The sequence below is a fragment of the Stenotrophomonas sp. S39 genome (assembly GCF_016624665.1).
Lineage (GTDB): Bacteria > Pseudomonadota > Gammaproteobacteria > Xanthomonadales > Xanthomonadaceae > Stenotrophomonas.
On sequence record NZ_JACVTT010000034.1, the window covers coordinates 17856 to 38069 of the forward strand.

The following is a 20214-nucleotide window of genomic DNA, read 5'->3' on the forward strand; positions in this document are numbered from 1 at the left end:
CTGGGGGAAGTCTTCCAGCGATTGTGCCGGAGATCGCTGGCAGAAAAAGAGCCGGGCATTGGCCCGGCTCTACAGGTTTACGCCTCATCCACGCATGGCGTGGATCTACTGGCCACCGGACAACCGTCGAAGGCGGGGTGGGTCCGGTTGAGGGGGTGTGAGCGCCATGGATGGCGCGACCAAGCCCCCATGGATGGGTTTACGGCGTCCCCCTCAACCGGACCCACCTCGCCAACCCACGGACACCCAGCTTTTGACGTTGACGTTGCTCTGGCTTGCAGCGGGTGCAGGGCCGCAGGCCCTGCAGGCAACCATCAGCTGCGCATGCCCACGCCACGCCGCAGCAGCCACAGCGCCAGCGCCGTCAGCACCACCACGAAGCCGAGCATCAGCGCATAGGCCACCCACACCGGCACGTCGCTGCTGCCCAGCAGGCCATAGCGGAACGCATTGACCATGTAGAAGATCGGGTTGGCGTGGGTGGCCGCCTCGGCCCAGGTCGGCAGCAGCTTCACCGAATAGAACACGCCGCCCAGGTAGGTCAGCGGGGTCAGGATGAAGGTCGGCACGATCGCCACGTCATCGAACTTCTTGGCGTACACCGCATTGATGAAGCCGGCCAGCGAGAAGATCGTCGCGCCCAGGATCACCGTGGTCAGCGTCACCAGCGGGTGCGGGATGCGCACCGGGGTGAAGAACATGGCGATGATCAGCACGATCACGCCCACCATCAGGCCGCGCAGCACCGCACCGGCCACGTAGCCCCACAGGATCACCCAGTTCGGCATCGGGCTGACCAGCAGCTCTTCCACGTGGCGGCCGAACTTGGCGCCGAAGAACGAGGAGCTGATGTTGCCGTAGCTGTTCTGGATCACGCTCATCATCACCAGGCCCGGCACGATGAACTGCATGTAGCTGTAGCCGCCCATGTCACCCACGCGCGAGCCGATCAGGCCGCCGAAGATGAGGAAGTACAAGGTCATGGTGATCGCCGGCGGCACCAGGGTCTGGCCCCAGATGCGCAGGATGCGCGCCACTTCACGGCGCACGATGGTCATCAGGGCGATGCGGTTGCGCTGGCCGTCGGTGATCGGTGCCGCGGGCGTGTTCGGGGTGCCGCTCATGCGGTTTTCTCCTGGTTGCCGGTGAGGCGCACGAACAGTTCCTCCAGGCGGTTGCTCTTGGTACGCATCGAGCGCACGCGGATGCCGGCCTCGTTCAGCGTGGCGAACACGCGGTTGAGGTCCATCGCGCGCGGCATGTCGATGTCCAGGGTGTGCGCGTCCGGCGCAGTGAGGGTGGCGCCCTCGATCACCGGCAGCTGCGCGGGCAGTTCACCGTCGATGTCCAGCAGGAAGCCTTCCACGTCCAGCTTGGCCAGCAGGGTGCGCATCGGCCCCTGCTCGACGATCTGGCCATGGTTGATGATGGCCAGGTGGCGGCACAGGTACTCGGCTTCTTCCAGGTAGTGGGTGGTGAGGATGATCGTGGTGCCGGCGGCATTGATCTCCTTCAGCACCCGCCACATGTCGCGGCGGATCTCGATGTCCACGCCGGCGGTCGGCTCGTCGAGGATCAGCAGGCGCGGGCGGGTCATCATCGCGCGGGCGATCATCAGGCGGCGCTTCATGCCACCGGACAGGGTGCGGCTCATCACCTGCGCTTTTTCCCACAGGTGCGCACGCTTGAGTTCCTCTTCGGCGCGCTGCTCCGCTTCCTCGCGGGCCACGCCGTAGAAACCGGCGTAGTTGACCAGGATGTCGAAGGGCTTCTCGAACAGGTTGAAGTTGATTTCCTGCGGCACCAGGCCGATCAGGCGCATGGTGGCGCTGCGGTTGCGCACCAGGTCGCTGCCGAACACTTCCACCTGGCCCTCGCTGAGGTTGACCAGGGAGCTGATGATGCCGATCAGGGTGGACTTGCCGGCGCCGTTGGGGCCGAGCAGGGCGAAGAAATCGCCCGGGGCGACCTCCAGGGAAACCCCTTTCAGGGCCTGGGTGCCGTTGTCATAGGTCTTGCGCAGGTCGCGCACGCGCAGGGCGGGCGCCGTATCGTTCAGGGAAGCCAAGCTCGAAGCCTTCGCGCCCATGGGCTGGCGCTGGAGAGGGGCGGGGAGGGGCTATTATAGAAGACCCCGAGGGCTTGCCCCGGCTACACACTGTCCCGAAAAGTCGTGCCTGTCCAATTCCCCATCAAGCTGGTCGGCCGCCGCATGCTGGCGCCCACCGTCGGCCACTACCAGTTCGTGCGTGATGACGGCCAGCCGCTGGATTTCCAGCCCGGCCAGTTCATCCAGGTCCATTTCAGCTACGCCGATGGCACCGAAACCAAGCGCAGCTACTCGCTGGCGACCATCCACGACCACGCGCTGGGCCCGGGCGAGGCGGTGGACATCGCCGTCAGCTTCGTGCCCGGCGGCGCCGCTACGGCACTGTTCGAGGCGCTGGACCTCGGCGGCCAGGTCAGTGCGTCCGGCCCCTACGGCCGCTTCTGCCTGAACCCCGGCGACCACAATGCCCGCTACCTGCTGATCGCCACCGGCACCGGCGTCACCCCGTACCGGTCGATGCTGCCGCTGCTGGAAACGGCCATGGCCGAGCGCGGCGTGCAGGTCGTCCTGCTGCAGGGCGCGCGCAGCCCGGGCGAGCTGCTGTACAGCGAAGATTTCTACAGCTTCGCCGAAAAGCACCCGAACTTCCGTTATGTGCCGTGCCTGTCGCGCGAACTGCCGGCCGACCCGCACCCGGACGTGCAGCACGGCTACGTGCAGCAGGCCCTGGCCGGCTTCGCCCCGGACCCGGCCACCGACATCGCCTACCTGTGCGGCAACCCGGACATGGTCGATGCCTGCGCCGAAGCGCTGAAGGATGCCGGGCTGGGCAACCCGCAGATCCGCCGCGAGAAGTACGTCAGCAGCAAGTAATGCCGGCGCGCGGGCCCTGCATCAGGGCCCGGACAGGGACGCCGCCCCGTCCTGTCGCTTTCGGCCATGCGCCTGACCGTGTGCGCATGGCCCACCCGCAGTTGCCCACTTTTTCCACCCGCCCGGCAGCGAAGCGGTGACGTGCCCGGATGCGCCCAGCCGCAGGCGTATGCGGCCGGTTGAGCCCGCTGCAGCGCGTTGGGCCCGCTGCAGAATACAAATCGTGGAATAGCGCTGGAGGGGCCGGCGTGCCCAAGGTGGATGCAACTTCCCACCGTCCTCCACGTGGCAGCCATGCCCCCGACCCCACTGCGCCCCGCCCTCGCACCGGGGTTCACCCTGATGGAAATCATCATTGCCTGCGCGATCATCGCCCTTCTCGGCGCGATCGCCGTGCCCTCCTACCGCCAGCACGTGGTCAAGACCCACCGCGTGCAGGCCCAGGCCTGCATTGCCAGCCAGGCCAGCGCGCTAGAACGGCACTACACGCGCGTGCTGGACTACCAGGGCGCCCCGCAGGCGCAGTGCGCCGCAGAGCTCACGGCCTACCAGCTGCGGGTGAACGTGGCCGCCAGCGGGTACACCGTGACAGCCGAGCCGCTGACCGGACAGGCCGACCACGCCTGCGGCACGCTGAGCATGGACCACACGGGCCTGCGGCTGCCGGTGGATCGCGCCTGCTGGTAGCGCGCCGCTGTCATGGCGCACTGGCTGGAACGCGCTAGGATGCGGGCATCATCTGGCACGCACGGATCGCATGTCCCTGGACCTTCCCACCATCGGCGTACTGGGCCTGCTGCTGTGCATCGGCATCGCCACGGGCTTCTCGCTGCTGCTGGTGGTGCTGCGTGGGCAGCCGGTGCTGCGCCTGTGGACGGCCAGCCTGTGGCTGCTCACCCTGGGCGTGATCCTGATGGGGCTGCGCCCCTGGTTGCCGCAGGTACCGGCCATCCTGGGTGGCAATGCGGCCATGGCGGCCTCAAGCGTGCTGATGCTGCGCGGCATGGCCCTGCACCTGGGCCAGCCGATGCCGCTGTGGCGCGCGCTGGGTCTGGCCGGCGCGTTCATGGCCGGCATCTTCCTGTTCCTGGTGCCATGGCCCAGCCTGGACGTGCGCCTGCACGTGTACAGCGTGTTCGCGATCGTCATCAATGGCTGGATCGCCGCGCTGCTGCTGCGCCACGCGCCACCGGCGCAGCGCATCAGCTGCCGCCTGGCCGCCGCCGTGTTCCTGGCCGAAGTGCTGGTCTACATCGTGCGCCTGTTCCTGCCGGCCGATGCCGACGCGGGCGGAGACATCATGCGGGCGGGCTCGCCGATGTTCCTGACCTATCTGGCCGGGGTGATGCTGGAACTGGCGCGCTGCTTCGCGCTGGTCCTGCTGCTGCTGGAACGCCTGCTGGTGGACCTGCGCCGCGCCGCCCGCACCGATGGCCTCACCGGCCTGCTCAACCGCAGCGCAGTGCTGGCCGATGGGTCCGACCAGCTGCAGCAGGTGCGTCGCCTGCAGCGCCCTCTGGCAGTGCTGCTGCTGGACGTGGATCACTTCAAGGCCATCAATGACCGCTGGGGGCATCTGGCCGGTGACCAGGTGCTGCAGCATTTCACCGGCGTGCTGGAGCACTGCGCACGCGGCCACGTGCACCTGCTCAGCCGCTATGGCGGCGAGGAATTCCTGCTGCTGCTGCCCGGCAGCGCCGGCGAAGCGGAGCGCCTGGCCACGGTCATCCGTCATGCACTGCAGCAACGGCCCGCGCCGCTCGGTACCGGTCCGGTGGCGGTCACCGCCAGCATCGGCCTGGCCATGGATGACGGCCACACTGACCTGGCCGGCCTTATCGCCCGCGCCGATGCCGCGCTGTACCGGGCCAAGGCCGAAGGCCCCCCCCCGCGGGGGGGGGGGGGGGGGTTGGGCAATCGGGGGTGCCCCCCGCCCCCCCCCGCGGGCCCGCCCCCCCCCCCCCCCCCCCCCCCGCGACCGGCTGGTCGCGGCGGTTGCATTGGCCTAGCGCGGTTGCCCATCGCCGCCAGCGGCGGGGCCGTGTAAGTTTGTTCGCAGAGTTGGTCACATCTGCCGCGGCGCTGCGTCGTGGTCGACAGGAACGTCCTCCAGGGGAATCAAGCACGATGCAAAAACACCCTTTCCGACTGGCCAGGCGATCGGCCGGCCTGCTGTTTGCCGGCGCGATGCTTGCCGGCTGCAGTGCAACGGCCCCCGGTGCCGCCGACGGCAATGACACCCCGAGCCAGCGCTACGGGGCGATCGAGTTCCGTCCGTGCACGCTGACCACAGTCGGCGCCAGCGCGAACGTCGAAGCCCAGTGCGGCACCCTGCAGGTGCCCGAAGACCGCGCCCATCCCGAGGGCCGCAAGATCGACCTGCGCATTGCCTGGCTGGAATCGGATGACAGCGGCAATGGCCAGCCCGATCCGGTGTTCTTCCTCGCCGGTGGCCCCGGCCAGGCGGCCAGCGAAGTGGCGGTCATCGTCGATACGGCCCTGCGCCAGGTGCGCAAGCAGCGCGATGTGTTCCTGATCGACCAGCGTGGCACCGGCGGTTCCAACCCGCTCAGTTGCCTGGGCGCGGATGGCAAGCCGCTGAAGATGGACGAAGATGCAGCGCCGACCGAAGCGCTGATGCGCGATTACGCGCAGCAGTGTGCGGCATCGCTGCAGGGGCGCGCCGACGCACGCTTCTACACCACCGCCGAGGCCATCGCCGATCTGGACGCGGTGCGCCAGGCGCTGGGCGCGGACAAGCTGAATCTGGTCGGGGGCTCCTACGGCACGCGCGTCGCCCAGCGTTACGCGATCGCCCACCCGCAGCACACCCGCAGCCTGGTCATCGACGGCGTCGTGCCCAACGACCTGGTGGTGGGTGGCGAGTTCGCCAACACCTTCGACAACGCCATCACCCTGCAGTCCGCGCAGTGCCGCAAGGATGCCGCCTGCAGCAAGCGCTTCCCGGTCGATACCCGCGAACAGCTGCGCGCAGTGGCCGCGACCCTGCGCAGCTCCCCGGTCACCGTCGATTACCGCGACCCCGGCACCAATGCGCCGCGCCAGGACGTGCTGAGCCCGGACAGCGTGGTCGGCCTGGCCTTCGCGTTCTCCTACGTGCCCGAGTACTCCTCGCTGCTGCCGCTGGTGCTGGATGAAGCCGCACAGGGCCGCTATGCGCCGCTGGCCTCGCTCGCCCGCGGTGCCACCCGCAGCATGGATTTCCAGATCAACCGTGGCATGCAGTGGTCGGTCATCTGCAGCGAGGATGCGCCGCGTTACCAGGCGCCGCCGGAAAGCGACGACGCCCTTTTCGGCCCGGAAGCGGCGCGTGCGTTCTTCGCCGCCTGCCCGGTGTGGCCGCACCAGCCGGCTGCGGCCACGCTCACCACGCCGCTGAAGAGCGACCTGCCGGTGCTGCTGCTGTCCGGCGAACTGGATCCGGTCACCCCGCCGCGCTACGCCGAACAGGTGCTCAAGGGCCTGCCCAACGGTCGCGCGCTGGTCGCACGCGGCCAGGGCCACGGCACGCTCACCGCCGGCTGCATGCCGCGCCTGCTGGGCCAGTTCATTGATACCCAGGATGCCAAGGCACTCGATGCCCGCTGCCTGGACACGCTGAGCCACGTGCCGGCGTTCACCTCGTTCAACGGATGGACCCCATGATCGTCGCCGACAACCTGCACAAGGCCTTCGACACCCGCACCGGTCGCGTCCAGGCGGTGGCCAACGTTGGCTTCCAGGCCGCCGATGGCCGCATCACCGGCCTGCTCGGCCCCAACGGCGCCGGCAAGACCACCACCATGCGCATGCTGTACACCCTGATGACGCCCGACCAGGGCAGCATCACCGTCGATGGCATCGATGCCGCGCGTGATCCGGTGGAGGTGCGCCGCCACCTGGGCGTGCTGCCCGACGCGCGGGGCGTGTACAAGCGCCTGACCGCGCGCGAGAACATCACCTACTTCGGCGAACTGCACGGCCTGTCGGCGCAGCGCATCCGCGAGCGCATCGAAGTGCTCTCGCACGCCCTGGACATGGCCGACATCCTCGACCGCCAGACCGATGGCTTCTCGCAGGGCCAGCGCACCAAGACCGCCATCGCCCGCGCGCTGGTGCACGACCCGCGCAACGTCATCCTCGATGAACCCACCAACGGCCTGGACGTGATGACCACCCGCGCGCTGCGCCGGTTCCTGCTGGGCCTGCGCGAGGAAGGGCGCTGCGTGATCCTGTCCAGCCACATCATGCAGGAGGTGGGCGCGCTGTGTGACCACATCGTCATCATCGCCAAGGGCACCGTGATGGCCGCCGGCAGTGCCGACGAACTGCGCGCGCAGGCCGGCGAAACCAACCTGGAAGACGCGTTCGTGAAACTGATCGGCAGCGAAGAGGGCCTGCACGCATGAGCATGATGTCGACCCTGATGACGGTGATGCGCAAGGAACTGCGCGACCTCTCGCGCGACCGCCGCACGCTGGCGCTGACCCTGCTGTTCGGCCCGCTGCTGTACCCGCTGCTGATCCTGGGCATGGGCAAGCTGTCGGAAAGCCGCTTCCGCACCCAGATCGAACAGCCGCTGGACATTCCCACCATCGGCGCCGAGCACGCCCCGAACCTGGTCCGCTTCCTCGGCGCGCAGGGCCTGAACACCACCGCGGCGCCGGATGACCTGGCCGAGGCGATCCGCGCCCAGGACATCGACGTGGCACTGCGCATCAGCGCGGATTTCGGCAAGGACTGGGCCGATGGCAAGCCGGCGCTGGTGGAGGTGATCCGTGACAGCACGCGGCGTGCCGCCGAGGTACCCACGGCACGCCTGCAGGCGGCGCTGTCCACCTACAACGGGCAGGTGGGAGCCCTGCGCCTGATGGCCCGCGGCGTCGATGCGCAGGTTGCGCGGCCACTGGATGTGGCCACGCAGGACATGGCCAGTACCGAAGCCAAGCGCGGCATGATGCTGTCGATGCTGCTGCCGGTGCTGCTGACCCTGACCTCGTTCATCGGCGGCGCCTATCTGGTGATGGACACCACCGCCGGCGAGCGCGAGCGGCAATCGCTGGAGCCGCTGCTGGCCACCCCCGGCTCGCGCAGCGCGATCGTCAGCGGCAAGATCGGCGCGGCCTGCGTGGTCGGGTTCGTATCGCTGCTGCTGACACTGGTCGCGTTCAAGGTCAGTGCCCAGTTCGCCTCCGGCAACGTCAGCCGCCAGCTCAACATGAACATCCTCTCGATGGTGCAGATGCTGCTGGTGATGCTGCCGATGCTGCTGATCGGCACCTCGCTGCTGACCTACCTGTCGGCCGCGGCCAAGAGCATGAAGGAGGCACAGAGCCACATGACCTGGCTGGTGCTGCTGCCGATGCTGCCGGGCTACGCGCTGATGGCGTACCCGGTGAAGAGCCAGCTGTGGCAGTACGCCGTGCCGTTCCTGTCGCAGAACCAGATGCTGCTCAAGGTGATCCGCCATGAAGTGATCACCCCGACCATCTGGGCGGTCTATCTGGGCGCCAGCCTCGGCCTGGCGGCGATCCTGTGGTTTGCCGCGGTGCGCCGTTACCACCAGGAGCGCCTGGCCATTTCCGGCTGACCGGAAGCGGTAGCGCCGGGCCATGCCCGGCGGATGTGCAGCGAGGCCCGGTCATGCCGGGCCTCGTCGTATCCGGCGGCAGAGCGACGGTGCTTCCGTACGAAAAGTTGCAAAAGTGAGGCGATCACGCGAACTGTCGCTTTTGCCTCTTAACGCCCTTGGTCCCGGGTTCTACGGTGGAATCACACCCTTTCACCGTGATCCAATGGACCTGGACTCACCTGATGCGGCCCCTGTTGACCTGGGGCATCGCACGTTCCTCGCACAGACGCATGGCATCGTCGATCCGACGCAGGTCGCTGCCGCACAGTTCGCCGATCTTCCCGTCGAACCGCTGAACCCACCGCTGCTGGGCCGGCGACTGCACAATCCGCCTCTGCTGGTGGCACTGCATGCACTGCCCTGGCAGACGCGGCTTGAGTTGCTTGATCGTGCCGATGCCCAGCTGCATGATCGCGGGCGTCCGCTGTTCTGCACCCTGCTTGAGAGCGATGCACCCGACCGGGTTCGAAACCACCTGATGAACCGGATGGCGCCCCTGCGTCCGCGCACGGGCAGGGTGCTGTTCCGCGTACACGACGCACGGGTGTTCCGACATCTCCGGTGGATGCTGGGGCCGTCCCAGATGGCACAGCTGATGGGGCCGATAACTGCGTGGACGTGGCATGAGCCGCTGGGCAATACGTGGCGTACCCAGCTGCGACCGGCCACCGAGGGGCCGCCCGGCGTGTTGATCGATCCAGACCAATGGGAGCAACTGGCCCAGGTCGCCTGTATCAACGGTTGCTTGAAGGACCTCGCCGAGGCGGGGGCCGGCCATGCAAGCACGTTGCTGCCTGCGTTGCTGCAGGCGCTCCGCGAAGCCCACAGCGCAGGGCTGCATGAGCTGGATGATCTGCAGTGGTATGCCCGCCAGCGTCTGCGCGGCACTGGGGACCCGGCCGAGCAGGTGGTCGTGAGCCGGCGCCTGGAGCGGGTGCACCAGCAGGGAATGTCCTACCGCATGGCCTGCCAGCTGGAGCTGCAGCACGGTCTGCAGACGGAGGCGGCATGACTGGACCCGAAAGTCATCCCGACTACTGCCCGAACTGCATCACATCGGGGCTGCCGCTGCTGCTTGCACGCTATGCGGTGGCGCGTGCAGACGCGGAAGTACGCGAACCAGCGCCCCTGCTGCAGGCCCCGTTCGATGCGCTCAGTGATGAACAGCCGCTTCCAACGGGCGCCGCGTACTACACGCTGCGCCTGCTGCGCGGCGGCTATGTCTACAGCTACCACCAGGCGCGTGATGAGTGGAAGGCATGGCAGTTGAACGAATACGGTGACCTGAGTGCGTTCGACATCCGCGACCAGACCCCACCGCCCCAGAACGATACGCAGCCGGCAAGGTGCTCGCGCCACGGGGAAACGCTGCTGTCCAAATGCATCATCGTGCCCGACGCCGCCCAGGCAACCCTGTTGTGGCTGGCCTACAGCAGCGCACCGTGGACGCGCAGGGTGTGGGGGATGCACCAGGACCCCACCTATCGCCAGCGGCGCATGCGATGCATTGACGTTGCGGCGTGGCGGGCCGGTACATCTCCTCAAGCGCACGTGGCCGGCCTTGGGCAGGCCCGCGGTCAGGTGGCTGAACTCCATCTTGCCAAGCCATTCACAACGTTGCCGCTCACGCGCAATGACCGGGGCGTGCAGGAGATGCCGGTCAATGCGGTTCCCGGCGTGCATGCATTCGAGTACAGCCTGGATCAATGGGCAAACTACTCCATTGCGCAGGTCGACCAGTTGATCGCGCAGGCAGACATCGCTGCCGGGCACCCGCAGGCAGCACCGCCTGCGCTGGTGGCGCTGGACGATCCGATCGGCATCATTTCCGATCTCAACCAGCTCGCCATCGAACGCATTCTGGAATGGGAGGCCGAGCCTGAGCGGCAGGAGAGGGTCCAGTCTGCCTCGACCATTTCGCTGATAGAGGGCGCCGTGCGACAAGGGGCGTTCGAAGAGGTCGGGTACCGCCGCAGGGAAGCGGCCCTGTTCGGTCGTGGCGTGGTCAGCATACTGGGCGGAAAGACCAGTGCGGAGCAGCTGGCCAGGCCGCTGCACGCGTGGAATCACGACATATTTGCTGTCGAGGATGAGGAGGCGGTGCTGGTCCAGGCCGACAAATCCTGGCGCAAGTACAGCCGTCACCTGCGCCAGGCCGATGCGCATACCCACTGGTTGGAGAAGATCTACGCGCCTGCGCAGCAGCGGTTCTATGAAGACACCGTGGCCGATCTTGATCGGGCAATGATTGCATGGTGGCGCGCGCCTTCTTTCAAGCAGCACATGCAGAGCAACTTCGACAGCAAGGACAGCACCAGTGGGGTGCTCTACCAGGAAGTGGTGACCAACCTGCTGCGCGACTCAGCTTCGCGCGGTCTCATCATGGGCTATCTGCTCGAGCAGCTGCAGCTGGAGGATCTGCAGGACCCCGGAGCCATCCTTCTGCGAGCACAGATGTGGAACCAGGATGCGTTGCTGAAGACCTGGAAGCAGACCATGGAAAAGACCAGTGTTGGACCCGGCGCGCGGGACTGGCTGACAGCGGCCAACGGCCTGTCCAACGCGCTCAAGGCACTGCTGGATGCAGAGTCCGCCGGAAAGCTGAGTGCGATGTTCCAAGGGACGGCACGGCTGGTGGAGCAGCTTTCCGGGCCACTGACGCGAATGATCGGAGGCGGCGTCAGGAAGGCGTTTGAGGGCAGCGCCACGCTGTTGCCCACCCGGATGCAGGTGGGGATGCTGACCGCACTCGCCCAGTCGGCATCGCCCGATGCCGAGCTGGTGGACCTGAGCGGATACACGACGCCCAAGCGCGCACGCAATGCCCTGGCGATGGCCGTCAGCGAACGCGCAGGGTTGAACGCGGCCAGCCAGGCGCGTGCCGTCGCCGCACACGCCGTCGCCTCGGCTGATGCCGATATGGACGGAAAGCGCTTCAGGATCGGACTCGTTGCCCTGGTGGACAGCGACCAGTTGCGATTGTTCAAGGCGCTGAACGCGAAAGCGGTGATCACCGGAACGTCGCGTCATGCAGAGCTTTCACGAACGCTGACCACGGTGGACATGTACGACGCCATCCGCGGCAGCTTCACCAAAGTGGGTAACCCCTCGTTCGCCTATGGCACGGCCAGCCTGGTGTTTGCCTCCGCCAGCCTGTCCGAACTAAGCAGGCAGTACAGCACGGCACTGCCGCGTGAGCGCCCACTGCTGGGCGCCAACTTTGCTGCTGGCGTGGGTGCGCTGGTGGGAGACTCGGCGATGCTGCTGGGTGAGATCGGATCGAAGTTGCCCTGGCTTTCGCAGAAGCTGGCGGAGCCGTTGGGGCGATGGGCGTTCCGCGCTATGACTCGGGCGGCAGTTGTCTCCGCTGGAGGGCGGTGGTTGAGTGGGATTGCTGGGGTCGTGTTGGGCGGATTGACGGTCTATCAGGGCATCCAAGACTACAAGCTTGATCGTACTTATGGCTTCTCGCTCGCTTTCAGCGGTGCCCTATCCATTGTTGCATCGGTGCTAATGCTCTCCGGATTCGCGATTCCCTTGGCAATAGTTCTTATGATCATTGCAGCGATCGTTAGCGTCGTAGTCGGCTGGTTCAAGCCCGATGATATTGAGCGCTGGATGGACAAAGCGCTCCATTTTGGAAGAAATGCCACTGGAAGCTTCGATGAACTGGATGCACAGCTGGATGTGTTGGCGAAGTTGAGGGTCTAATTGCATGTTCACAGGATGGGCGAAGGGTTTTCCAAAGAATCGTAGACTGAGCGGCATGGAGAGGGGCGCGGCACTCTCCGAAAGTCAAGTTAAATCGTCAGTGCCTGACGACGCATATGGCCTGATCAGCCTCAACTCAACCTACATGGATTTTGTCGACCGGACGTTCAAAATCAAGGGCATGCCCCACTGCTTGGTCGGGGTTTTTGGGTGCGCTTTCGCGGTTTGGATGTTTTGCGGCTTCGTGCAATCGGCTTCTGAGACCCCTGAGGGTGTCATCGGCAATGTTGGCTCACTCTCGCTCGTGCTTTTGATGTCACTTGCGATGGCTTGGGTCATGTGGTTTGTCATCTTGAGGCATGACCTCTTCCAGTACACCCACTACCCGGTCCGGTTCAATCGCATCACCCGCAAGATCTACTTCTTCAGGCACAACGGCCCCGGCGGCGTGACGGTCGTGCCTTGGGGTTCACCTTACGCCTTCTTCCACATTGGTCGCGGCGCTCAGAATCCTGAGCTGCTTGATCTCCGATGCCACCTGCTCGATCGCAATCAGCAGATACAACAGACTTTCACTATCGGCCACTTCTGGGAACATGAGGATGACATCCGCGAACCGTGGGCGCTGATCTGCCGCTACATGCAGGACGGCCCGGAAAACTGCTACGACGACCCGCGCGACAGGGTCATCACGCTCTCGTCGGACCCAACGATCCGCAACTGCTGGCTGATGGTCATCCTGATGATGGGCACGGCGCTGATGCCATTGCGTACCAACCTGATGTTCCCGGTCTATGGCGCGCTCACGCTCTGCCGGTGGCTGACCTTCAAGACCTGTCGAAAGCCGGTCTTCCCGCCTGAGATCGAGGCGGAGTGCCAGATTGATCCTGAGGATCCCTATCGTCTTCCAGAGCCGCGGTTCATGGCTGAATTTGCCAGCGATCCGGCCATCTATGCGCGTGCGTTGGAGCGCCACAAGGAACGGGTGATGTGGCGGCCAGAAAACTAGGTCGTCCGGCGTGGTCCGGTGCTAGCAGGGAAAGCGGCGCAGATCCCCGCTTCCCGGTCCGTCATCCCCGCACTTGTCCAGCGCCATAGCGCGCGGGTGTCACCCCCATCTCGCGCTTGAACACGGCAATGAACGCACTGGGCGTGTCATAGCCCATCGACAGCGCAACCTCGATGACCGTTTCCCCGGCCAGCAGGCGGGGGAGCGCCAGCAGCACGCGCAGTCGCTGCCGCCAGTGGCTGAGCGGCATGCCCGTTTCGGCCACCCAGTGGCGAGCCAGACTGCGGCCGGACAGGCCGGTGGCTGCGGCCCATTCCTCCACGTTGCGCCGGTCATGCGGTGCGCGGGCCAGCGCGGCGGCAATGCGCCGCAAGCGGCGGTCGCGTGGCTGCGGCAGCGCCAGCGGTAACGGACGACCCGCGGCGATCTCGTCGGCGATGACCCCCGCCAACCTCGACTGCGCATCCTCCAATGCACCGTGCTGCCACTGCAGCGCGCGGGGCACGGCCGCCTGCAGCAGTACGCTGGGCTGGAACACACGCGCGGCCGTGGGCAGTGCGTTGCAGGCGGCGGCACTGAAGTACAGGCTCCAGCCATCGAAGACGCCGAGGCTGGCCAATGCATGCGGCAGGCCAGGCGGTATCCACGCGACGTGCCCTGCCGGCAGCAGCCAGTGCTGGTCGCCCGCTTCGATGCGCAGCAGGCCGTGGCGCGCGCCCAGCAACTGCCCGCGTGCGTGCTGGTGGCGCGGCGTGCGGCGCGTGCCCTCCATCGCCAGCTGTGCGCCCAGCAGCCACGGCCCCGCAGCCGCATCGGCCAGCGCGGGATCGATCAACGGTGCCTGGATTGGCTGATCTGCCATATGAAGTGGCAGTTATACGGCAGAACGGCCGCCCTGCAAGCCTGACACTGGCGGTTCATCCCAAGGAGCCCACTCCCATGAAACCGCAGGACATCCTTCCCGATCATCAGAACGACGTGCAGGTGCACGGCCTGACCGTGCGCAAGGGCAGCGTCGGCGCCTTCCTCGCCAGCGTGCGCGACTGGCAGGATCCGGCCGGCAGCACTGCCACCCGTGCCGCAGCCGAGGCCGATCTGCGCGAACTGCTGCCGGCATTGCACGCGCTCGGCCTTTTCCAGGTACTGACGGCGCGCGATCCGGCGCTGCAGCGATTGATTGACGGCGGGCACTGAAACAAACAAGGCCCGGATCGCTCCGGGCCTTGATGATGACCTCTCCCCGGGCGTGGCCCGGCGCTACCCTGGGGGCATCAGCCGCCCGGTGCGAACACCAGCGTGCGGCGGGTGGTCACCGGGGCGCCCACCGGCTCGAAGCGCCAGCGCTTGACCGCATTGAGCGCTTCGCGGTCGAAGACGCGCGACGGCGTCGCACGCAGCACGCGGGCGTTGGTCACCGAGCCATCGGTGCCGACGGTGATTTCCACCAGCACTTCGCCCGAGGTGCTCGAGCGCAGGGCCTCGGCCGGGTAACGCGGGGCCGGGGTGCTGACCGGGCGCAGGGTCGGCGCGGCGGTGGCTGCGGCGGCACGCGCGGCGCTGGCCTGCTGGGCAGCGGCCTGCTGCTGCTTCTGTTCGGCCTCGCGGCGGGCGGCGGCCTGGCGTTCGGCGTCCTGGCGCTCGCTGTCGCGGCGGGCTGCATCCTGCTGGGCGGCAATCTGCTTGGCCGCTTCGGCTTCCTTGTTGCGCTGGTCGGCCAGGCGCTGCTGTTCAACCAGCTGCTTGGCGCGGTCCTCGGCATCCTTCTTGACCTTGGCGGTCTCGTCCTCGGTGCGCTTGGCAGCCACCTGGACGCCCTTGGTCAGGCCTTCCTTCAGGCGCGGCAGGGCCGGCGCGGACGGGTCCACCTTCTCGATCAGCGCCACCAGGCGCTGGGCTTCGGTGAAGTCCTCGCGGCCCAGGTGCTGCTCGGCGGCAATCAGGGTGTAGGGCAGCAGGTCGGTCAGCGCGCTCTTCACCGAGGCGTCGTCCGGCGTCTTGTCGCGCAGCGCCAGGTAGTACTCGATGGCGTTGTCGCCGGCCGGCGCGTACATGCGGTTCTCGGCCAAGGCGCGGCTGGCCGAATCGCGCAGCTGCTCGGTGCCCATCGACTGCACCTTGGCCGCCACGGCGGGTGCGGCAGGCGTGGCGGCGGGCGCGGCAGCGCCGTCGGCGGCCGGTGCCGGCGTTTCTTCCTTGCCCGAACAGGCGGCCAGTGCCAGTGCCAGGGCAACCGGTATCCACCGGCGCGCGGCAGCGTTCATTGCGACGTGCGACATCCTGCTCCCCTTTAGAAGACGACGTTACGTAAGCCGTGGATCTGCATGGCCGGGACCGGTGTCCGGGCGTGGCGGCTGGCGTTTCCCGACGCCGCCGCCGGCAACGGCGAGCGTGCAATCTAGCATCCCGCCCACCCTTGCGTACAAGGGTGGGTCAGGGGCGATGGCGACATCAGGTGTCGCCATCGCCTTGTCAGGTCAATGCCCGGCGGGCTTGGCGTGGCCCCCGGCCTTGTCGTGGCCGGCCGACATCAGCTTGTCGGTCCAGGCGATGCCGATGGCCGACAGGATGAACACGCAATGGATGATGGTCTGCCACAGCACGCCTTCGGCGGTGAGGGTGGCGCAGGTCTGTTCGCCGATGTTGGCTACAGCGGTGGCCATGCGCTCCGGCGGGCACAGCGGAATGCCGCCCAGGGCGCCGCTGCCGATGAACGTCTTCAGCAGATGGATCGAGGAGATGCCGATGATCGCCATCGCCAGCTTCACTTTCAGCACGCTGGCGTTGACGTGGCTCAGCCATTCCGGCTGGTCCGGGTGGTTTTCCAGGCGCAGGCGCGACACGAAGGTCTCGTAGCCGCCCACGATGACCATCACCAGCAGGTTGGAGATCATCACCACGTCGATCAGGCCCAGCACGATCAGCATGATCTGCTGCTCGCCCATCGACACCGAGTGCGTGATCAGGTGCCACAGTTCCTTGCCGAACAGGAATACATAGACGCACTGCGCCACGATCAGGCCCAGGTACAGCGGCAGCTGCAGCCAGCGCGAGGCGAAGATCAGGTTGGACAGCGGGGAGGGCGGCAGACGGTTTGCGCTCATGCGGGGGATGCTGCGTTGCGAGGGAGTGGCGAGGTTACCGGCCCACCATGACGGTGCCAAGCCAACGTTCGCACTAGACTTCAGGTTCCTTCCGAACCCCGAGCCGACGCCATGATCGACCTGTATTACTGGCCCACCCCCAACGGCCACAAAGTCACCCTGCTGCTGGAGGAAGCCGGCCTGGAGTACCGCATCCATCCGGTCAACATCGGCTCGGGTGACCAGTTCAAGCCGGAATTCCTGGCCATTTCACCCAACAACAAGATGCCGGCCATCGTCGACCATGCCCCGGCCGATGGCGGCGCCCCGCAGAGCGTGTTCGAATCCGGCGCCATCCTGCTGTACCTGGCCGAGAAGAGTGGCCAGTTCCTGCCCAGCGACCCGCGTGGCCGCGTCACCACCCTGGAATGGCTGTTCTGGCAGATGGCCGGGCTGGGCCCGATGAGCGGCCAGATGGGCCATTTCAACGTCTACGCGCCGGAAAAGATCCCCTATGCCGTCGAGCGCTATGACAACGAAGTGCGCCGCCTGCACGGGGTGATGGACAAGCGCCTGGCCGATCACGCCTTCCTGGCGGGTGATGAATACACCATCGCCGACATGGCCAGCTACCCGTGGATTGGCGCTTACGACAAGATCCCGGTCGATTTCGCCGCCTTCCCGAACCTGAAGCGCTGGCATGACGCCATCGCCGCACGCCCGGCCACCCAGCGTGCCTATGCCCTGCGCCAGCAGGTGAACCCCAACGCCGGCAAGCCGCTGAGCGAGGAAGAGCGCAAGCACCTGTTCGGCCAGCGCTGACCCCAGACGGTAGGTGCCGACCGTTGGTCGGCACTCCTGTTCGGCATGGCGCCATGGGCAGAAGGTCATGCTGCCTTCGTCGGCGGGCTTGGTTAGGATGGGGGCATGACCGCTGTGCGCGTGGCGCGTGGCGGACCTGCCGTTTGCCGGGACCTTCCATGCGCCATCTGTTCGCCTCGCTCGCCCTCATGCTCGCCACTACCACTGCCGCCCACGCTGAAAAACTCACCCTGGAAGCCATCACCGGCCCGCTGCCGCTGTCCGGCCCGACCCTGATGAAGCCCAAGGTGGCCCCGGACGGCTCGCGCGTGACCTTCCTGCGCGGCAAGGACAGCGACCGCAACCAGCTGGACCTGTGGAGCTATGACATCGGCAGCGGCCAGACCCGCCTGCTGGTCGACTCGAAGGTGGTGCTGCCCGGCACCGAGACCCTCAGCGACGAGGAAAAGGCCCGCCGCGAGCGCCAGCGCATCGCCGCGATGACCGGCATCGTCGATTACCAGTGGTCGCCGGACGCGCAGCGCCTGCTGTTCCCGCTGGGCGGCGAACTGTACCTGTACGACCTGAAGCAGCAGGGCGCAGCCGCCGTGCGCCAGCTGACCCACGGCGAAGGCTTCGCCACCGACGCCAAGCTGTCGCCCAAGGGCGGCTTCGTCAGCTTCATCCGCGGCCGCAACCTGTGGGTGATCGACCTGGCCAGCGGCAAGCAGCTGCAGCTGACCACCGATGGCAGCGCGACCATCGGCAACGGCGTGGCCGAGTTCGTCGCCGATGAGGAAATGGACCGCCACACCGGCTACTGGTGGGCGCCGGATGATTCGGCGATTGCCTTTGCCCGCATCGATGAAGCACCGGTGCCGGTGCAGAAGCGCTACGAGGTCTATGCCGACCGCACCGATGTGGTCGAACAGCGCTACCCGGCCGCCGGCGATGCCAACGTGCGCGTGCAGCTGGGCGTGATCGCGCCGGCCGCCGCCGCCACGCCGCGCTGGATCGACCTGGGCAAGGAACAGGACATCTACCTGGCCCGCGTCGACTGGCGTGATGCCCAGCGCGTCACCTACCAGCGCCAGTCGCGTGACCAGAAGCTGCTGGACCTGGTCGAAGTCGACCTGGCCGGAAACGGCACGCGCACGCTGGCCCACGAGACCAGCCCGACCTGGGTGCCGCTGCACAACAGCCTGCGCTTCCTCGACGATGGCAGCGTGCTGTGGTCGTCCGAGCGCACCGGTTTCCAGCACCTCTACCGCATCGATGCCAAGGGCAAGGCCACCGCGCTCACCCACGGTGACTGGTCGGTGGACGAGCTGCTGGCCGTCGACGAGAAGGCCGGCAAGGCCTACTTCCGCGCCGGCATCGACTCGGCGCGCGAAAGCCAGATCTACGCCGTGTCGCTGCAGGGTGGCCAGCCGCAGCGCCTGTCCAAGGCGCCGGGCATGCACACCGCCAGCTTCGCGCGCAACGCCAGCGTGTATGTGGATACCTGGTCCAACAGCACCACGCCGCCGCAGATCGAGCTGTTCCGTGCCAATGGCGAAAAGATCGCCACCCTGCTCGAGAACGATCTGGCCGATCCCAAGCACCCGTACGCGCGCTACCGCGATGCGCAGCGCCCGATCGAGTTCGGCACGCTGACCGCGGCCGACGGCAAGACCCCGCTGAACTACAGCATCATCAGGCCGGCCGGCTTCGACCCGTCCAAGCGCTACCCGGTGGCGGTGTACGTGTATGGCGGTCCGGCCAGCCAGACCGTCACCGACAGCTGGCCCGGCCGTGGCGACCACCTGTTCAACCAGTACCTGGCCCAGCAGGGTTACGTGGTGTTCTCGCTGGACAACCGCGGCACGCCGCGTCGTGGCCGCGATTTCGGCGGCGCGCTGTACGGCAGGCAGGGCACGGTGGAAGTGGCCGACCAGCTGCGCGGCGTGGCCTGGCTGAAGCAGCAGCCGTGGGTGGACCCGGCGCGCATCGGCGTGCAGGGCTGGTCCAACGGCGGCTACATGACCCTGATGCTGCTGGCCAAGGCGTCGGACAGCTATGCCTGCGGCGTGGCCGGTGCACCGGTCACCGACTGGGGCCTGTACGACAGCCACTACACCGAGCGATACATGGACCTGCCCAAGCGCAACGAGGCCGGTTACCGCGAAGCCCGCGTGCTGACCCACATCGAGGGCCTGCGCTCGCCGCTGCTGCTGATCCATGGCATGGCCGATGACAACGTGCTGTTCACCAACTCGACCAGCCTGATGAGCGCGCTGCAGAAGCGCGGCCAGCCGTTCGAACTGATGACCTATCCGGGTGCGAAGCACGGCCTGTCCGGCGCTGATGCACTGCACCGCTACCGCGTTGCCGAGACCTTCCTGGACCGTTGCCTGAAGCCCTGACGGACGCACGGGAAGGAGCCCGCCGATGCAAAAGCCAACCCCGATCCCGGGCTATCGGCCGGCCAGCGCCGGCTGGTGGCGTCGCCACTGGCGCTGGGCGATACCGCTGTCGGTCCTGCTGTTGCTGGGCATGGGCGGCGGCATCATCATCTGGAGCGTGCTGCGCTGGAGCGAGGCCGTACGCGAAAGCCCACCGATGCAGGAAGCGTTGCGCCGCGCGGGTTGCAGCATTGAAGTGGCACAGGTGCTTGGCGAGCCACTGCTTGCCGATGCGATGCCGCTGAGCATCACGCAGACAACCGTCAATGGAGAGCGTGATCTGGGCCTGGTTGTCGGCCTGGAAGGGCCACAGGGGCGCGCCCGGTTGATCGTGGAAGGCACCCGCCGCAATGATGTGTGGGATTACCCGGTGATGTACGTGCTGGGCGAGGACCAGGCGACCTTCGACCTGACTGCGCTGGACGATGCCGAAGCCGCCGGCGAGTGCGCGCTGCAGGAATGCCGTGAGCGCGGTGGGTGCCCACTGATGCTGGCGCTGTGATCCCCGCGCGACGCGCCGGGGTAGAGTCGACTGTCAGTCGACTGCTTTTCGCAGGCTGCCAGAAAACCCCGCGCTGCGCGCGATAGTCGACTGACAGTCGACTCTACCCGGA

18 protein-coding genes are annotated in these 20214 nt (G+C 66.9%); 13 read left to right on the forward strand and 5 right to left on the reverse strand.

The window, feature by feature from the left end:
- Positions 1-314: 314 nt before the first annotated feature.
- Positions 315-1124: an ABC transporter permease gene (locus IAE41_RS10815; protein WP_079224171.1), complete on the reverse strand. Its 810-nt coding sequence runs from the start codon at positions 1122-1124 to the stop codon at positions 315-317.
- On the reverse strand, positions 1121-2089 hold the full coding sequence (locus tag IAE41_RS10820; protein WP_079224169.1) for an ABC transporter ATP-binding protein: 969 nt from the start codon (positions 2087-2089) through the stop codon (positions 1121-1123). The genes IAE41_RS10815 and IAE41_RS10820 overlap by 4 nt, the downstream gene beginning before the upstream one ends.
- Before the next feature lie 84 nt (positions 2090-2173).
- On the opposite strand from IAE41_RS10820, the gene IAE41_RS10825 reads away from it, so the two are divergent.
- The 9 genes from IAE41_RS10825 (at position 2174) to IAE41_RS10865 (ending at position 13275) form a co-directional block, all read left to right on the forward strand.
- Positions 2174-2923, forward strand: coding sequence for a ferredoxin--NADP reductase (locus IAE41_RS10825; RefSeq protein WP_079224168.1), 750 nt, complete (start codon positions 2174-2176; stop codon positions 2921-2923).
- 294 nt (positions 2924-3217) lie between these two features.
- Positions 3218-3610: a type IV pilin protein gene (locus IAE41_RS10830; protein ID WP_200733120.1), complete on the forward strand. Its 393-nt coding sequence runs from the start codon at positions 3218-3220 to the stop codon at positions 3608-3610.
- A 70-nt stretch (positions 3611-3680) separates the two neighbouring features.
- The gene (locus IAE41_RS10835) at positions 3681-4970 is read left to right on the forward strand and encodes a GGDEF domain-containing protein (protein ID WP_200733121.1); all 1290 of its coding nucleotides are present in this window, start codon (positions 3681-3683) and stop codon (positions 4968-4970) included.
- 80 nt (positions 4971-5050) lie between these two features.
- Positions 5051-6589, forward strand: a complete 1539-nt coding sequence (locus IAE41_RS10840; RefSeq protein ID WP_200733122.1) for an alpha/beta hydrolase — start codon at positions 5051-5053, stop codon at positions 6587-6589.
- Positions 6586-7332: an ATP-binding cassette domain-containing protein gene (locus tag IAE41_RS10845; RefSeq protein WP_079224154.1), complete on the forward strand. Its 747-nt coding sequence runs from the start codon at positions 6586-6588 to the stop codon at positions 7330-7332. The genes IAE41_RS10840 and IAE41_RS10845 overlap by 4 nt, the downstream gene beginning before the upstream one ends.
- Positions 7329-8513 carry an ABC transporter permease gene (locus IAE41_RS10850; protein WP_200733123.1) on the forward strand — a complete coding sequence of 395 codons (1185 nt, stop codon included), beginning with the start codon at positions 7329-7331 and terminating at the stop codon, positions 8511-8513. The genes IAE41_RS10845 and IAE41_RS10850 overlap by 4 nt, the downstream gene beginning before the upstream one ends.
- A 205-nt stretch (positions 8514-8718) precedes the next feature.
- The gene (locus IAE41_RS10855) at positions 8719-9567 is read left to right on the forward strand and encodes a DUF4123 domain-containing protein (protein WP_200733124.1); all 849 of its coding nucleotides are present in this window, start codon (positions 8719-8721) and stop codon (positions 9565-9567) included.
- A complete protein-coding gene (locus IAE41_RS10860) occupies positions 9564-12266 on the forward strand; it encodes a PrgI family protein (RefSeq protein WP_200733125.1) in 2703 nt (900 codons plus the stop codon). Before IAE41_RS10855 ends, IAE41_RS10860 begins: the two co-directional genes overlap by 4 nt.
- 100 nt (positions 12267-12366) lie before the next feature.
- A complete protein-coding gene (locus IAE41_RS10865; protein ID WP_200733126.1) occupies positions 12367-13275 on the forward strand; it encodes a DUF6708 domain-containing protein in 909 nt (302 codons plus the stop codon).
- A 61-nt stretch (positions 13276-13336) separates the two neighbouring features.
- Here IAE41_RS10865 and IAE41_RS10870 read toward each other — a convergent pair whose 3' ends face one another.
- Positions 13337-14137 carry a helix-turn-helix transcriptional regulator gene (locus IAE41_RS10870; RefSeq protein ID WP_200733127.1) on the reverse strand — a complete coding sequence of 267 codons (801 nt, stop codon included), beginning with the start codon at positions 14135-14137 and terminating at the stop codon, positions 13337-13339.
- Positions 14138-14214: 77 nt separating this feature from the next.
- Here IAE41_RS10870 and IAE41_RS10875 point away from each other — a divergent pair, with 77 nt between their 5' ends.
- Positions 14215-14469: a hypothetical protein gene (locus IAE41_RS10875; protein ID WP_200733128.1), complete on the forward strand. Its 255-nt coding sequence runs from the start codon at positions 14215-14217 to the stop codon at positions 14467-14469.
- A gap of 77 nt (positions 14470-14546) precedes the next feature.
- Here the strand turns inward: IAE41_RS10875 and IAE41_RS10880 are convergent, their stop codons facing one another.
- Together IAE41_RS10880 and IAE41_RS10885 are read right to left on the reverse strand one after the other, a co-directional pair.
- Positions 14547-15551, reverse strand: coding sequence for an energy transducer TonB (locus tag IAE41_RS10880; RefSeq protein ID WP_079224141.1), 1005 nt, complete (start codon positions 15549-15551; stop codon positions 14547-14549).
- Positions 15552-15749: 198 nt separating this feature from the next.
- Positions 15750-16376: a TIGR00645 family protein gene (locus tag IAE41_RS10885; protein WP_200733129.1), complete on the reverse strand. Its 627-nt coding sequence runs from the start codon at positions 16374-16376 to the stop codon at positions 15750-15752.
- A gap of 111 nt (positions 16377-16487) precedes the next feature.
- On the opposite strand from IAE41_RS10885, the gene IAE41_RS10890 reads away from it, so the two are divergent.
- From IAE41_RS10890 to IAE41_RS10900, 3 genes are all read left to right on the forward strand, one after another.
- Positions 16488-17177 (forward strand): glutathione binding-like protein, encoded by a 690-nt coding sequence (locus IAE41_RS10890; protein ID WP_200733130.1) that lies wholly within the window; start codon positions 16488-16490, stop codon positions 17175-17177.
- A 158-nt stretch (positions 17178-17335) separates the two neighbouring features.
- A complete protein-coding gene (locus IAE41_RS10895) occupies positions 17336-19561 on the forward strand; it encodes a S9 family peptidase (RefSeq protein WP_200733131.1) in 2226 nt (741 codons plus the stop codon).
- A 25-nt stretch (positions 19562-19586) separates the two neighbouring features.
- A complete protein-coding gene (locus tag IAE41_RS10900) occupies positions 19587-20102 on the forward strand; it encodes a cytochrome c oxidase assembly factor Coa1 family protein (RefSeq protein WP_200733132.1) in 516 nt (171 codons plus the stop codon).
- Positions 20103-20214 lie beyond the last annotated feature (112 nt).

Excerpts from the sequence above, each read along its gene's own strand:
- IAE41_RS10895 (WP_200733131.1), top strand. The coding sequence starts at position 17,336 with ATGCGCCATCTGTTCGCCTCGCTCGCCCTCATGCTCGCCACTACCACT.
- IAE41_RS10820 (WP_079224169.1), bottom strand. The coding sequence starts at position 2,089 with ATGGGCGCGAAGGCTTCGAGCTTGGCTTCCCTGAACGATACGGCGCCC.
- IAE41_RS10855 (WP_200733124.1), top strand. The coding sequence starts at position 8,719 with ATGGACCTGGACTCACCTGATGCGGCCCCTGTTGACCTGGGGCATCGC.
- IAE41_RS10880 (WP_079224141.1), bottom strand. The coding sequence starts at position 15,551 with ATGTCGCACGTCGCAATGAACGCTGCCGCGCGCCGGTGGATACCGGTT.
- IAE41_RS10840 (WP_200733122.1), top strand. The coding sequence starts at position 5,051 with ATGCAAAAACACCCTTTCCGACTGGCCAGGCGATCGGCCGGCCTGCTG.
- IAE41_RS10900 (WP_200733132.1), top strand. The coding sequence starts at position 19,587 with ATGCAAAAGCCAACCCCGATCCCGGGCTATCGGCCGGCCAGCGCCGGC.
- IAE41_RS10860 (WP_200733125.1), top strand. The coding sequence starts at position 9,564 with ATGACTGGACCCGAAAGTCATCCCGACTACTGCCCGAACTGCATCACA.
- IAE41_RS10870 (WP_200733127.1), bottom strand. The coding sequence starts at position 14,137 with ATGGCAGATCAGCCAATCCAGGCACCGTTGATCGATCCCGCGCTGGCC.
- IAE41_RS10845 (WP_079224154.1), top strand. The coding sequence starts at position 6,586 with ATGATCGTCGCCGACAACCTGCACAAGGCCTTCGACACCCGCACCGGT.
- IAE41_RS10835 (WP_200733121.1), top strand. The coding sequence starts at position 3,681 with ATGTCCCTGGACCTTCCCACCATCGGCGTACTGGGCCTGCTGCTGTGC.
- IAE41_RS10885 (WP_200733129.1), bottom strand. The coding sequence starts at position 16,376 with ATGAGCGCAAACCGTCTGCCGCCCTCCCCGCTGTCCAACCTGATCTTC.
- IAE41_RS10850 (WP_200733123.1), top strand. The coding sequence starts at position 7,329 with ATGAGCATGATGTCGACCCTGATGACGGTGATGCGCAAGGAACTGCGC.
- IAE41_RS10890 (WP_200733130.1), top strand. The coding sequence starts at position 16,488 with ATGATCGACCTGTATTACTGGCCCACCCCCAACGGCCACAAAGTCACC.
- IAE41_RS10815 (WP_079224171.1), bottom strand. The coding sequence starts at position 1,124 with ATGAGCGGCACCCCGAACACGCCCGCGGCACCGATCACCGACGGCCAG.
- IAE41_RS10875 (WP_200733128.1), top strand. The coding sequence starts at position 14,215 with ATGAAACCGCAGGACATCCTTCCCGATCATCAGAACGACGTGCAGGTG.
- IAE41_RS10830 (WP_200733120.1), top strand. The coding sequence starts at position 3,218 with ATGCCCCCGACCCCACTGCGCCCCGCCCTCGCACCGGGGTTCACCCTG.